The organism is endosymbiont of unidentified scaly snail isolate Monju (assembly GCF_000801295.1).
Classification (GTDB): Bacteria; Pseudomonadota; Gammaproteobacteria; order Chromatiales; family Chromatiaceae; genus MONJU.
Genome location: NZ_AP012978.1, coordinates 2174142 through 2188246 on the forward strand (window position 1 = coordinate 2174142; position 14105 = coordinate 2188246).

Annotated in this window: 12 protein-coding genes and 1 tRNA gene; 4 read left to right on the forward strand and 9 right to left on the reverse strand. The window is 64.7% G+C overall.

Going from position 1 to position 14105, the window contains the following annotated elements; genetic code table 11:
• The first annotated feature begins 114 nt into the window (after positions 1-114).
• The gene (locus EBS_RS10440) at positions 115-1326 is read left to right on the forward strand and encodes a TraB/GumN family protein (protein ID WP_052199513.1); all 1212 of its coding nucleotides are present in this window, start codon (positions 115-117) and stop codon (positions 1324-1326) included.
• Positions 1327-1331: 5 nt separating this feature from the next.
• Positions 1332-1595 carry a hypothetical protein gene (locus EBS_RS10445; RefSeq protein WP_043108611.1) on the forward strand — a complete coding sequence of 88 codons (264 nt, stop codon included), beginning with the start codon at positions 1332-1334 and terminating at the stop codon, positions 1593-1595.
• Between the two features lie 352 nt (positions 1596-1947).
• Here EBS_RS10445 and EBS_RS10450 read toward each other — a convergent pair whose 3' ends face one another.
• Positions 1948-4884, reverse strand: a complete 2937-nt coding sequence (locus tag EBS_RS10450; RefSeq protein ID WP_081999929.1) for an efflux RND transporter permease subunit — start codon at positions 4882-4884, stop codon at positions 1948-1950.
• Positions 4885-5127: 243 nt separating this feature from the next.
• Here EBS_RS10450 and EBS_RS10455 point away from each other — a divergent pair, with 243 nt between their 5' ends.
• Positions 5128-5730: an ankyrin repeat domain-containing protein gene (locus EBS_RS10455; RefSeq protein WP_052199514.1), complete on the forward strand. Its 603-nt coding sequence runs from the start codon at positions 5128-5130 to the stop codon at positions 5728-5730.
• Here EBS_RS10455 and zapE read toward each other — a convergent pair.
• From zapE to EBS_RS10475, 4 genes are all read right to left on the reverse strand, one after another.
• Positions 5672-6742: a cell division protein ZapE gene (gene zapE, locus EBS_RS10460; protein ID WP_043108613.1), complete on the reverse strand. Its 1071-nt coding sequence runs from the start codon at positions 6740-6742 to the stop codon at positions 5672-5674. The two genes, EBS_RS10455 and zapE, sit on opposite strands and share 59 nt — an antisense overlap.
• A gap of 12 nt (positions 6743-6754) precedes the next feature.
• Positions 6755-7105: an ArsR/SmtB family transcription factor gene (locus EBS_RS10465; protein WP_043109708.1), complete on the reverse strand. Its 351-nt coding sequence runs from the start codon at positions 7103-7105 to the stop codon at positions 6755-6757.
• Between the two features lie 61 nt (positions 7106-7166).
• Complete coding sequence (locus tag EBS_RS10470; protein WP_043108614.1) at positions 7167-8015, reverse strand: ATP-binding response regulator; 849 nt, start codon at positions 8013-8015, stop codon at positions 7167-7169.
• On the reverse strand, positions 8012-10396 hold the full coding sequence (locus tag EBS_RS10475) for an ATP-binding protein (RefSeq protein WP_148307739.1): 2385 nt from the start codon (positions 10394-10396) through the stop codon (positions 8012-8014). The genes EBS_RS10470 and EBS_RS10475 overlap by 4 nt, the downstream gene beginning before the upstream one ends.
• On the opposite strand from EBS_RS10475, the gene EBS_RS10480 reads away from it, so the two are divergent.
• Positions 10395-11111: a pseudouridine synthase gene (locus EBS_RS10480; RefSeq protein WP_171816237.1), complete on the forward strand. Its 717-nt coding sequence runs from the start codon at positions 10395-10397 to the stop codon at positions 11109-11111. The genes EBS_RS10475 and EBS_RS10480 overlap by 2 nt on opposite strands.
• Positions 11112-11161: 50 nt before the next feature.
• Here EBS_RS10480 and EBS_RS10485 read toward each other — a convergent pair.
• The 4 genes from EBS_RS10485 to EBS_RS10500 all read right to left on the reverse strand — a co-directional run bounded on the left by EBS_RS10485 (position 11162) and on the right by EBS_RS10500 (position 14007).
• Positions 11162-11238 (reverse strand) — tRNA-Met (locus tag EBS_RS10485).
• Positions 11239-11386: 148 nt separating this feature from the next.
• Positions 11387-12478 carry a redox-regulated ATPase YchF gene (ychF, locus tag EBS_RS10490; protein WP_043108615.1) on the reverse strand — a complete coding sequence of 364 codons (1092 nt, stop codon included), beginning with the start codon at positions 12476-12478 and terminating at the stop codon, positions 11387-11389.
• An 87-nt stretch (positions 12479-12565) separates the two neighbouring features.
• Positions 12566-12862 (reverse strand): STAS domain-containing protein, encoded by a 297-nt coding sequence (locus tag EBS_RS10495; protein WP_043108617.1) that lies wholly within the window; start codon positions 12860-12862, stop codon positions 12566-12568.
• A gap of 35 nt (positions 12863-12897) precedes the next feature.
• The gene (locus tag EBS_RS10500; protein WP_231892882.1) at positions 12898-14007 is read right to left on the reverse strand and encodes a methyl-accepting chemotaxis protein; all 1110 of its coding nucleotides are present in this window, start codon (positions 14005-14007) and stop codon (positions 12898-12900) included.
• Positions 14008-14105 lie beyond the last annotated feature (98 nt).

Consider the following 14105-nt stretch of genomic DNA (forward strand, 5'->3'; position numbering starts at 1 on the left):
ACCCTCAGCGCCGAAACGTGCCATTTCGGCAATGATTTCGTCGTTCCCGAGGTTCCCGAGAACGCACCACGGCAGTTCGGGTATCATGCAGGCCAATCGTCCCAGGAGTACCGGATGTCCCAGCCACCGTCTTCTCCCCCTGACACTACCGAGCCGCTGACCGAGACCCGCATCGGCGACACTCCCATCACCCTGCTGGGCACGGCCCATGTCTCGCGCAAGAGCGCCGAGACGGTGCGCGAACTGATCGAGTCCGGCCGCTACGGGGTGATCGCGGTGGAGCTCTGCCCAAGCCGCCACCACGCACTGAGCAATCCCGAGGCACTGGCGCACATGGACCTGATGCAGGTGTTCCGCGAAGGCAAGGCGGCGATGGTCGCGGCCAACCTGGCGATGGGTGCCTACCAGCAACGGCTGGCCGAGCAGTACGGCATCGAACCGGGCGCCGAGATGCGCGCCGCCATGGCCGGTGCCGAGGCACATGCCCTGCCCCTGGAGCTGATCGATCGCGAGATCGGCATCACCCTGCGACGTACCGCCGCCAACCTGGGCTGGTGGAAACGCCTGGCCCTGTTCAGCGGCCTGCTCGTCGGTCTGGTCTCGCGTGAAGAAGTGGACGAGAAAGAGATCGAACGCCTCAAGGAAGGCGACATGCTGGAGGCGGCTTTTGCCGAGTTCGCCCAGGACCGACAGGATCTCTACGAACCACTGATCGCGGAACGTGACCGCTACATGGCAGCGAAACTCGCGCTGGTGGCCCATCGCCGCCCCGGACGACCGATCCTCGCCGTCGTCGGCGCCGGACATCTCAAGGGCATTGCCGAACAGCTTCCGCGACAGACCGACCCCGAGGCCGAGATCGCGCGCCTCGACACCCTGCCACCCAGGCCGCTCTGGCCCAAGGTACTGCCCTGGGTGATCGTGGCCCTGGTGCTGGTCGGCTTCTGGCTGGGCTTCAGCAAGAGCCCGGAGCTGGGATGGCAGATGGTGGGTGACTGGGTGCTGATCAACGGCGGTCTCTCGGCATTTGGCGCCCTTTTCGCCGCGGCCCATCCCCTGACCGTGGTCACCGCCTTTCTCGCTGCACCGCTCACCTCGCTCAATCCCACCATCGGTGCCGGCATGGTCACTGCCGCTGCCGAGTTGATGCTGCGCAAACCGCAGGTGCGCGATTTTGCCAGCCTGCGCCACGACACCATCGAGTGGCAAGGCTGGTGGCGCAACCGCGTCTCGCGTACCCTGCTGGTCTTCCTGTTCAGCACCCTGGGTTCGGTCATCGGCACCTACCTGGCTGGCTTCCGCATCGTCGAACGCCTCACCGGGTAACGGCCGTGGACACCCTGAGCTGGATCATCGTCGCCGCCTTCTACGCCCCGCTGCACTATCTGGTGCCACTGCTGATCACCGCCTTCCGCAGCCCGGATGAACAACGCGCCAGCCAACTGCGGCGCACCGCCATCGACTGTACCCTGTCGATGGGCATCGGCTTCGCGCTGGTGCTCTGGCTGGCACGCGAGAACCTGCAACTGGCGATGCTCATCCTGTTCCTGTCCATGCTGCTGCCCTATGTGCGCCTGTTACTGAGACAACCCTGAGTAAAGCGACACTCAGCGGGGCTCAGGGCGTTCAGCCACAAGGCGCACAGGCAGCAGGCATGGCCATTCCATGTCAAGCCAGCGCAACACCGTGGATGGGCGCCCCGAGGCCCGCCCACGGGGAGCGCTTGGTCCCCTCCCTCGGGCATAGTGCACCGAGCCCCCTCCTGGCCTCCCCCGCAAGCGGGGGAGGAACGGGCTCGTCAAGCTCCTTTGCGTCCTTCGAGCCCTTCGTGGCTACCCCCCGGAAACCTTGGCGTCCTTCGCAGTTTCCCCCACGCACGGCCTGGACACGTCCCGGCCTCAACAACCTTCCTGTCCTTTGTGTGCTTTGTGGTTTTCTCCCGGTCACTCAGGCAGTGCGGCAACGCTCCAGCAGTGTCGGCAGGCGTTTGCACATCACCCCGTAGTACACCACCGGAATCACCACCAGGGTGAGCACGGTGGAGACCAGCAGGCCGAAGATCAGCGACACCGCCAGACCCGAGAAGATCGGGTCATCGAGGATGAAGAAGCCTCCCGCCATGGCCGCCAGCGCGGTGAGCGCAATGGGCTTGGCGCGCACTGCCGCGGCCTGCACCACGGCGCGCTCGAAAGCGATGCCCTCGGCCAGCTGCTGGTTGATGAAATCAACCAGCAGGATGGAGTTGCGTACGATGATACCGGCCAGTGCGATCATGCCGATCATGGAGGTCGCGGTGAACTGCGCGCCCAGCAGAGCGTGTCCCGGCAGGATGCCGATCACCGTCAGCGGGATGGGCGCCATGATCACCAGCGGCGCCAGGTAGGAACGGAACTGCGCCACCACCAGCAGGTAGATCAATACCAGACCCACCGAGTAGGCGATACCCATGTCGCGGAAGGTTTCGTAGGTGACCTGCCATTCGCCGTCCCACTTGATGCTGTAATCATAGGGGTTCTCCGGCTGGCTGAGGAACCACTGTTCCATGCCCAGCTCCTCGCCGATGCGCTCGGAGATGGCAAACATGCCGTAGAGCGGGCTGTCGATGGGGCCGGCCATGTCGCCAGTCACATAGACCACCGGCAACATGTCCTTGTGGTAGATGTTCAACTCACGCTCCGCAGGGATGACCCGCACCACCTCGGACAGGGGCACCAGCTTGCCGCTGGTCTGGCTGCGGACCTTCAGCGACAACAGCTGGCCCAGGTCGGCTCGATCGCCCTCGGAGTAGCGCACCCGCACCGGCACCGCGTACTTCAGGTTGGGGGCGTGGATGTAGGTCATGTCCTCGCCACCCAGGACGATGCCCAGCGCATCGACAATGGCCGACTGCGGGATGCCCAGCTTGGCCGCCTTGGCGCGACCCACCAGCACCACGCCCTTGGTCGAGGGGTGAGTGACCGAATCGTCCACGTCGACAATATCCCTGGTGCTCTCGAACACCTTGCGGATGGCCTTGGCTGCCTTCACCTGGCCGGCGTAGTCCAGGCCATAGACCTCGGCCACCAGCGGCGAGAGCACGGGTGGGCCCGGCGGCACTTCGACGATCTTTGCATTGCCGCCATAGCGTCGGGCGATGGCTTGCAGCGGCTCGCGTACGGCCAGCGCAATCTCGTGGCTCTTGCGCTCGCGTGCATGCTTGTCGATCAGGTTGACCTGAATGTCGCCCAGGTTGCCACCCTCGCGCAGGTAGTACTGGCGCACCAGACCATTGAAGCTGATCGGCGCACTGGTGCCGGCATAGACCTGGTAATCGGCCACCTCGGGCACGGTGGCCAGGTAGTCGGCCATCTCGCCGAGCACCTGGGCAGTACGCTCCAGGGTAGTCCCCTCGGCCATGTCCAGCACCACCTGGAACTCCGACTTGTTGTCGAAGGGCAACATCTTCATCACCACCGTACGGTTGACCACCAGCATCACCGAGCCACCGATCAGCAGCAGCACGGAGAAGAGCAGCAGCCAGCGGTTGCGCCAGCCACGCCGACCCTCGAGGAAAGGCGACATGATGCGTCCGAAGAAGCGGCTGAGCACGTTGTCGGCCTGGTCGTCGTGCGGATGATCGGCCAGGCGGTGTGCCACTGGTGTCAGCAGGCGGTTGGACAGCCAGGGCGTGAACACGAAGGCCACCACCAGCGAGATCAGCATGCCCATCGAGGCATTGATCGGGATCGGGCTCATGTAGGGCCCCATCAGTCCCGTCACGAAGGCCATCGGCAACAACGCTGCGATGACGGTAAAGGTAGCCAGAATGGTCGGCCCCCCGACCTCATCCACCGCCTGCGGAATGGCTTCGAGCAGCTTCTTGCCGCCCAGGCTCATGTGCCGGTGGATGTTCTCCACCACCACGATGGCGTCGTCCACCAGGATGCCGATGGAGAAGATCAGAGCGAACAACGATACCCGGTTGAGGGTAAAGCCCCAGGCCCAGGAGGCGAACAGGGTGATCAGCAGGGTGACGATCACCGCCGCGCCCACGATGACCGCCTCTCGCCAACCCAGAGTGAGGAACACCAGCAGCAGCACCACCGAGGCAGTGGCGAAGATCAGCTTGCTGATGAGCTTCTTGGCCTTGGCGTCGGCTGTCGCGCCATAGTTGCGGGTGACCTCGACCTCGACCCCGTCAGGCACGTAGATCCCCTTGAGCTTCTCGAAGCGTTCGATCACCGCGTTGGCGATGTCCACCGCGTTGGTGCCCGGTTTCTCGGCAATGGCGATGGTCACTGCGGGCCGCTCGCCGGCCTCGGCCAGGGCTTGCGAGGCGTGCGGCCCGGCGCCGATCCAGACGTAGCTGCGTGGCGTGTCCGCGCCCTCGCGAATCGTCGCCACGTCGCGCAGGTATACCGGCCGGCCGTCGAACACCCCGACCACCAGGCCGCCCAGATCCTCGGCGTGACTCAGGAAGACACCGGCCTGCACCAGCATCTCGCCATCCTCGGTGACCACCTCGATGTTGTCGCGCGTGCTGTTCGCGGCCTGCAGGGCACGACGCAGATCGGCGGGATCGAGATGATGCGAGGCCAGCGCCTGCGCCTGTTTCAACCCTGCACGCGCGGCGGCCAGTGCCGCCTGCTGCTGGGAGTCGTCGATGACCACGATGACGCTGCCGGCCTCGACCAGATCATCGACGTCGAACAGGACCTCCTTCACCTGGCCATTGGTCTGCGCCGCCACGGTGCTGGCGTTGACCGCTTCGACCACCCCGTCGAGGTGATACACCCGTGGCACCTCGATCATCACCGCCTCGGCGGTCGGCAGTTCGTCGGCCATGGCGTTCAGCCAGCCCAGGCACAGCGCCGGCAGGCTCAAGATCCACACTATCCTCTTCATGAGGACCCCTGGGATAAAATATAGATTACCCTAATATAAATTGATTCTACCGACCAACAACCCCGGACCGCGCGCGACATTCCCGCACCCCCTTCCTGGGCGCCTCGTTATCGCGATACGCCATGAACTGCGAGAAACAGATCGAGATGACCGGCCACTGCAAACCATCGTTCCAGGAAAACGGGGGCTTCCCACGGTAGGATCGTACTTCACTACATATTCCAAGACTTGCAGGCAATACAGATGTACAGAATAGCCCTTATCGCCGCCTTTCTCCTGCCCTTGTGGTTATTTGCCTGCAACCCGGACTCGGCCAACACCCCCGAGCCGCCCCCACCGCCCCTGCTGGAGGCCGCTGCGGCCGGCGACCTGGCACGTGTGGACACCCTGCTGCAGACCGATCCGGGAGTGGACGTGCGTGACGCCTGCGCGTGGACCCCGCTGATGAAAGCGGCACTCAACGGCCATGTGGAGACAGCGCGCCGGCTGCTCGCAGCCGGCGCCACGGTCGAGGCCACCGACAAGGGCGGTTACACGCCACTGATGCTGGCCGCGCAGCGTGGACACACCGAGATGGTACGTCTTCTGCTGGCGCATGGAGCAAACCCGAACCGCCGGGAAGATACCGAGGGAATCACCGCCCTGATCGCTGCGGCACGCGAAGGCCATGCCCGAACCGTCGGGGTCCTGATCGAGGCCGGCGCCAACCCGCGCCTGCAGGACCATCACGGGCTCGACGCCCTGGCCTGGGCACGCCAGCAGGGCCATACGCAGCTCGTCGAACTGCTCAGCCCCGGTGCGGCAACGCCAGCCAGGCCGACCGCTGCATCTCGTAAAGGCGGCTGATGGTGCGCTGGAACTCGAATGCCAGACGCTCGCCCTGGTAGAGGCGTTCCGGACGCGCCGCCGCGCTCATCACCAGCTTGACCCGCCGGTCGTAGAATTCATCGATCAGGAAAATGAAACGCCGCGTGCGGTCATCCCGCGAGGCCCCCAGCAGCGGCACGCCGGACAGGAACACGGTGTGATGGGTGCGCGCCAGCTCGATGTAGTCGTGCTGACTGCGCGGCGGCCCGCACAGGGCCTCGAAGTCGAACCAGACCACCCCTTCTGCGCGACGTCGACAGGGCATGGGGCGGCCATTGATCTCCAGCGGCCCGTCGAGCACTGCCTCTCCGGCGATGCGCTCGAACTCGCTGGCCATGGCCGCATCCGCCGCTGCGTCTGCAGGACAATGATAGATGGCCGCCCCGGCCAGGATCTCGCGCCGGAAGTCGCGTTCGCCACCAAGCTCCACCACCTCGAGGTGCTGCTCCAGCAGGTCGATCGCCGGCAGGAAGCTGGCACGCTGTATTCCGTCATGGTAGAGCTCGCGCGGCGGCACATTGGCGGTGGTGACCAGCACCACGCCCTGCGCGAACAGGGCGCGCAACAGGCCGGCCAGGATCATGGCATCACCGATGTCGCTCACATGAAACTCGTCCAGGCACAGCAGGCGTGCCTCGCGCGCCATCTCCCGAGCCACCCGTTGCAGAGGATCTCGCTCGCGCAGCCCGGCCAGGCGTGCATGCACCTGCTGCATGAAACGGTGGAAGTGCCAGCGCTGGCGGCTCGGCTCGGGAGCGAGTTCGAAGAACAGATCCATCAACCAGGTCTTGCCTCGCCCGACACCACCCCAGAGATAGATCCCCTTTGGTGGCACGGCACGCTTCCCCATCCAGCGACGCCATGCCGACGGTTGCGTGACCGGCAGGCGATCGCCCAGTGCCTGCAGGGCCTCGAGCGCGGCCAGCTGGTGAGAGTCGGGGGCATGCCCGGCACGGGCCAGGCGCTGATGATAGTGCTCCTCGAGGCGCACGCGGTTCCGGGCTCAGTCCTGCTCGGGGCCCTGGTAGCGATCGTCGAGGTTGGCCGGGCAGAGCACGCTGCGCATGGTGCCGATCAACTCCAGCAGCTTGCCGTTGCGAATCCGGTAGTAGATGCGGTTGGCTTCCTTGCGCGAGGTGAGGATGTTCTTGTTACGCAACTGTTCGAGGTGCTGCGAGATGTTGCTCTGCGAGGTACCGGTGTGCGCCACGATCTCACCCACCGACATCTCCTTGTCACCCAGGGTGCAGACGATCTTCCAGCGCAGCGGGTGCGCCAGCGCCTTGAGGGCATTGGCCGCCAGGGTCGGATCTTCGTCCACCGGCGTGGGCTTGGCGGATTCCTGCTCACTCATCTTGACCACCACTTCTTGAGAATATTCGCGAATGCCAATCTGTGAATGATAGCAGCCGCCATCAATCTTCGCAGTCCACCTTGCGGTAACCCCGCATCTTCTTGGCAATGCACAGGATCTCCTCGATCTCACCCGCCTCGTTGGTGATCGCGGTGCGCGAGAACAGGATGGGCACCCGCTCCCCCTTGCGGTCGATCAGCGCCGCCTCGATATCCTTGAGCGCCCCACTGCGGATCAGGGCCTCCAGCCAGGTGCCCATGAAGGCGTTGGCCTGTTCCTCCCCCTCCTCCTCGAACACATCGCCGATGGACATGCCCTGGAGCTCGGCTTCGGAATAGCCCAGCAGGCGCTGCGCCGCCGGGTTGGCCTCCATGATCCGGCCGTCGGGCCAAAGCACGAACAGCGCCTCGCCCATGTTTTCGACAATCTTGCGCAGGTGTTGGTTCGCCTTCTGCAGCTCCGCGGTACGCTCGGCCACCTTCTGCTCGAGGATCTGGTTGAGCTGGCGCTCCTTCTCGATCAGCCGGAAATAGGTGCTGACCTTGTTGATCAGCTGGTTGTCGTCGATCGGCTTGAGCAGATAGTCCACCGCGCCGATCTCGTAACCGCGCTGCTGGAATTCCTCGCTCTTGAACGCGGCAGTGAGAAAGATGATGGGGATGTCGCGCGTCTTCTTGCGTGCCTTGAGCAGCTGCGCGGTCTCGAAGCCATCGACCTCGGGCATCTGTACATCGAGGATGATCAGGTCGATGTCGGGATGGGCCTGAGCGATCTCCAGCGCCTCGGTGCCGCTGCTCGCCTCGAGGATCTCGACCCCCATGTGCCTCGACAGCAGGGTGCGCAGGGTGAACAGGTTGTCCGGGTTGTCGTCTACGGCGAGGAGCTTGAATCCCTCGTAGGGCTTGTTCATGGATTCTCCGCAGGCTGTTTCCATGCGAGCAGGGTCCGGCGCAGGGCCTCCAGGTCCAGCGGTCGCGGCAACACCCGACCATCCGCCAGGTCCGCCACGCAGCTATCCGGCGGGACCTCGCCCAGCACTACGAGCAGGGGCGCGGATCCGTCCGGCCGCATTTTCCCGATCCTATCACAGAGGTCCTGATCCACCAGATGGGGATCGAGCACCACCAATTCCATTCCCCTACCCTCGTCCAGCGTCTCGAGCGCCTCCTCGGCATCGCAGGCCAGCGACACCTCCGCCCCCCAGCCCTTGAGCGCCTGGCTCAGCCGCAACTGGGTGCGCACGTCGGCCTCGACCAGCAGGGCCTGCCGTCCGCGCAGGTCGGGTACGGTTGCCTCCTCGGGTTGTTCCGGCGGCTCACTCCCGGCGACGGCGCCCTCCGCCTCCGCCACCGACGTTTCATCCTCCGCAACACCGGCATCCGGGACTTCCGCATCACAGCCCAGGGGCAGCAGCAGCGAGAATTCGGAGCCCTGACCCGGCGCGCTGCGCAGCCGCAGATCGCCGCCGAGCAGGCGCGCCAGCTGGCGGCTGATGGTCAGGCCCAGGCCGGTACCGCCATAGCGCCGGCTGGTCGAGCCATCGGCCTGCTGGAAGGCCTCGAAGATGTGCGCCTGCTTGTCCTGCGGGATGCCAATGCCGGTATCACGCACCGCCAACTCGATGGCATGGGGCGCCTGCGCCGGGCGTGCGATCAGGCGTACCTCGCCACTGTCGGTAAACTTCAGGGCATTGGAGATGAAGTTCTTGAGGATCTGGCGGATCTTGTCGGCATCGCTGCGGATCACCGGCGGCGTGTCGGGGTGCTGCTCGATCACCAGGCGCAGGCCCTTCTGGTCGAACTGTGGTTGCATCAGCTCGCGTACCTCCTCGAGCAGCAGTTCGGGATCGACCTCCTCGCAATATACCGCCACCTTGCCGGCCTCGATGCGCGAGTGATCGAGAATGTTGTCGATCAGGTTCTTCAGATCGGTGCCCGCCTTGTGGATCACCCACGCCTGCTCACGCTGTTCCTCGCACAGCCCGGAGTCCTTGCCGGAGAGCATCTTCGACAGCAGCAGGATGGAGTTGAGCGGGGTGCGCAGCTCGTGGCTGACATTGGCCAGGAACTCCGACTTGTAGCGGTTGCTCTGTTCCAGTTCGCGCATCGAACGTTGCAGGCGCCGCGCCTGGATGGCATGGCGTTGCGACAGGCGGGTCAGGTCGGCAGACAGCTGTTCCAGCTCGCGGGTGTCTCCCCAGTCGAAGGTTACCGGGCTGGCGCTCTCGAGGGTGGTGCGGATGCCCTGGATCAGCTCGCTGCCGATCTGCTCCACCCGGCGCGCCAGGATACGCGCTGCAATCAGCAACAGAAGGATGAGCCCAAACACGATCACCAGCACGCGCTTGACCAGCTCACTGCGGAAGGCCTCCAGCGGGGCCAGATCGACCTCGCGACCAACCCACAGTGGCCGCCCGGATTCCGTGACGAACATGGGCACCCAGATCATGCGCCGGCCGCCGCTCTCCCAGAGCACCGGCTTGCGCCGCGCGAACAGCACCTCGAGACCGGGATGATCGGTGAAGGCGTTGCCGGGCGAACGTGCCATGCCTGGCAGGCGCAGGTAGCTGCCATCGTCGAGCACCCAGAGGATGGCCGGATCGCGGCGCACCAGGCCACTGATGTCGATGGTGATGACCACCGCACCCCGGTACTCGCTCTTGGCACGCACCGGTCCCATCATCTGCAGGTTGACGATACGAGGCGGGTCGGCCGCATCCAGGTGTACGCGCACCGGGCTGTAGGCCACGTCCTGCACGATGCCGGAGCGAATGGCCTGCAACTGTTCCTCGGGCAGGGGCGGCAGGGGGTCCGGCGGCGCCTGCCACAGGCCGCTGTCGGGGTCGCGTGCCAGCCAGAAGCGCTCACGCGCATCGGCATCGAGGAAACGGATCTCGATGATGTCACGTTCCTGGTCGAGGATACGGTTGATCCAGGCGGTGTAGCGCGCGCGGTCGAAATCCACCCGCACCGAACTGGCCGCCCCCTCGTCGCCCAACAGGGAGGGCTTGGGCAGACGCGCAAGCAGGCGCACGTTGGCGTCGCGGCTGGCCAGGTGCTGGTCGAGGTCACGGAAGTCCTGGCGCAGATTCTGCAGGAAGGACTGGCGATAGAAACTGTCCACCCGCTCGAGCACCAGCGGCAGATTGATGACCACCGCCATGAGCAGGGGCATCAGGGCAAAGATGAACAGAAACAGCAGGATGCGGGTACGCAACGACATGACCGAACCATAGCGCGAATATCCGGCATCCTCCAGCCACCGGCCAACGTGCCACAATGGGCGCACCATGTCGCTGCCCATCCTCTACCTCGACGATCATCTGGTCGCCATCCACAAGCCCAGTGGGCTGCTGGTGCACCGCAGCCCCCTCTCGCGCGACCGGGTGTTCGCCCTGCAACAGCTGCGTGACCAGCTCGGCCGCCGGGTGTGGCCGGTGCACCGCATCGATCGTGCCACCTCGGGGGTGCTGCTGTTCGCACTCGACCCGGCGACGACGCAGGCGCTGGCCGGGCAGTTCGAACGCCACGAGGTCGAGAAGGAATACCGTGCCCTGGTGCGCGGCTGGACAGACAAGGAAGGAGTGATCGACCACCCGGTACGCGACGAGGAAGGGCACGGCCGTCCGCAACCGGCGATTACCCGCTATCGTCGCCTGCACCGGGTGGAGCTGCCGGAGCCAGTCGATCGTTACCCGACCTCACGCTACTCCCTGGTCGCAGTCACGCCCCTGACCGGCCGGCGGCACCAGATCCGCCGGCACTTCAAGCACATCTCGCATCACCTGATCGGCGACACCACACACGGTAACGGCCGCCACAATCGCTTCTTCCGCGAGCGCTTCGGTATCCACCGCCTGATGCTCACCGCGCAGCGGCTGTGCCTGACCCATCCGGTCAGCGGCGAACGCCTGTGCCTGAATGCCCTGCCCGAACCCGAATGGCTGCGTCTGTTCGATACCTTCGGCTGGAAGCAACCGGACATGTGTGCCAAGGGAAAGAAATGAAAAGGCCCGCGCGAGGCGGGCCTGTCGCGGTGCCAGGGCACCGGGGAAGATGGTAGCAAGGGGCGGACTCGAACCGCCGACCCCCGCATTATGAGTGCGGTGCTCTAACCAGCTGAGCTACCTTGCCAAAGAAGGCGGCAGATTCTCCACCAGGACCCGGTGATTGTCAATGCGCTCCCGTTCGGCCCGGGGACGGGCCTCCTACAGCGCCCCCCACAACGCCATGCGCAGGAGCGGCGTTCCCGCCGCGAACCACCTGGCGGAAGGCGGCGATTTCAGACATTGAAACGAAAATGCATGACATCGCCGTCCTGCACGATGTAGTCCTTGCCCTCGAGCCGCAGCTTGCCAGCCTCCTTGGCGCCCTGCTCGCCACCACAGGCCACGAAATCCTCGTAGGAGACCACTTCGGCACGGATGAAGCCGCGTTCGAAATCGGTATGGATGACACCGGCGGCCTGCGGCGCGGTGGCGCCGATGGGCACCGTCCAGGCACGCACCTCCTTGACCCCGGCGGTGAAGTAGGTCTGCAGCCCCAGCAGGCGGTAGCCAGCGCGTACCACCCGGTCCAGACCCGGCTCATCCAGCCCCATCTCGGCCAGGAACTCCTGTTTCTCCTCGTCGTCCAGCTCGGCGAGTTCCGCCTCGATGGCCGCACACACCGGTACCACCTCGGCCCCCTCCGCTGCCGCCATCTCGCGCAGCGCATCCAGATGCGGGTTGTTCTCGAAGCCGTCGTCGTCCACGTTGGCGATGTAGAGCGTGCGCTTGGCGGTGAGCAGGTGCAGCTCGCGCAACCCCGCCTGCTCCTCGTCGGTCAGCTCCAGGGTGCGCACCGGCAGGCCCTGGTCGAGATGCGCATGCACCCGCTCGAGCAGTTCCTTCCAGGCGATGGCCTTCTTGTCGTTGGTCTTGGCCTGCTTGACCGCCTTCGCCAGCGCCTTGTCCACCGTCTCCATGTCGGCCAGTGCCAGCTCGGTGTTGATGACCTCCACGTCGGCCAACGGATCGACTTTTCCGGCGACGTGGACGATGTCGCCGTTCTCGAAACAACGCACCACCTGGGCGATGGCGTCGGTCTCGCGGATGTTGGCCAGGAACTTGTTGCCCAAGCCCTCGCCCTTGGAGGCGCCGGCCACCAGGCCGGCAATGTCCACGAACTGCATGGTGGTCGGCAACACCTGCTGCGGCTGGACGATCTCGGCCAGGCGGTCGAGTCGCGGGTCAGGCAACGGCACCACGCCGACATTCGGGTCGATGGTGCAGAAGGGGTAGTTCTCGGCCGCAATGGTGGCCTTGGTCAAGGCATTGAAGAGGGTGGACTTGCCGACGTTGGGCAGGCCCACGATACCGCATTTGAAACCCATGGGCGGACTCCGCTGACAGGACGATGCCGGCCGGGCTCGACCCGACCGACGGAAAGGTGCGAAGGATAGCGGAATCCCGCGGCGTCGTCAGGCGACCTTGAACAGCTTGTCGAAATTGGCGATGCGCAGGATCTCGCGGATGCCCTCGTTGCCATTGATCAGCTCCACCGGATGGCTCTTGTCGCCGTGCTCGCGCAGCTGCAACAGCATCCCCATCGCCGAGCTGTCCATGTATTCGGTGCCCGAGAGATCGACCACGAACTTCTTCTGTCCCTTGGGCAGATCCTTGTAGGCATTGAGAAAGTCCCGGTGAGTCGCGAAATCGAAACGCCCGATCACCTGGATGGTCACGGTATCACCTGCTTCGGTACTGGTCACCGCCATGGTGTCGTCCCTCCTGTCATCCAATAACCACAGCTTCAGAAGAGTTCCACGTCGCCCGCATCCATGTTCTGCTGGACCACGGGTCCGCCCGCGCGGGCCTTCCATTGCAATCCGGCTTGTTCCACGCGGCGGCTCAGTTCGGCCAGGCGGGCGGCCGTCTCTTCCGCCGCCTCACCCTCGGCGAGATGGCGAAGGTCGACCACCCCCCCCCCGCAGAATTCGGTCATCAGCCTCTGCAGCTGCTGCAGGTTACCAGTCGAGTGCTCGGCCAGCTGGCGCACGATGTCCTCGAACTGCAGGGAACGCACTGCGTCACCCACCAGACGCTCGATGTCCGTTCCGATGCGGTTGAGTTCATCCAGCGCCTTCTCGATCTCACCGTTCAGTCCCTCGATGTGCCCCAGCATCTGCTGCACCTGCTGCTTGGACTGGATGGCAAAATTCATGTCCTGGGAAGCCAGGTCCGAGATGATCTCCCGTGCCTTGTTGATGTCGGCGATGGAGCAGCCGATGACCTCGCGTATCTCGTCGTTGAAGCGATCAGAGCGCAGCGAGAGCTTGCGCACCTCGTCGGCGACCACCGCGAAACCACGACCCGCATCGCCCGCGCGCGCCGCCTCGATGGCGGCATTGAGCGCCAGCAGGTTGGTCTGGTCCGCGATCACCTTGACATCGTTGAGCAGATTGTTGGCGCGTGTCATGTGGCTGACCATGTCGTCGATGCGCTCGACCATGGCCATGCTGTTGGCGCTGGTATTGACGACGTATTCGACAAAATAGTTGAGCACCTTGTCAGTCTGCTCGACAAAGCCGAGCGTGCCGCCATCCGCACCTTCTTCGTCCTGGCGGTGCAATCGCTCGATCAGGACGGACACGCGTTCGTGTTGTACCTGCACTCGCTGGTGCAGTCCCTGGAAGGAGGTCTGCAAGGTAGCTACCGCTTCGCCCACCAGTTGCTGTATGCGTTCCAACTCGTCACGCATGGCAGATCCCGTCTCCTCGATGGCCTCCTGCACCTGCCTGGCGAGTGTATCGAGTGCCTCCTGCACCAAGACGGAAGACGAGGACGATGTCTCGCCTTCATCCGTGACAGACGAGTGCCTGGCATCTGCCATCACACCCGCCATGATCACCACCGGGAGCATCACGGCCCACGCCCAATAAGGCAACAAGGGATCCGCCAGGGCCATTCCTGCTGCCAACGACAGAAGCGCGAGCAACGTAAGCCGATGTGACTGAATAT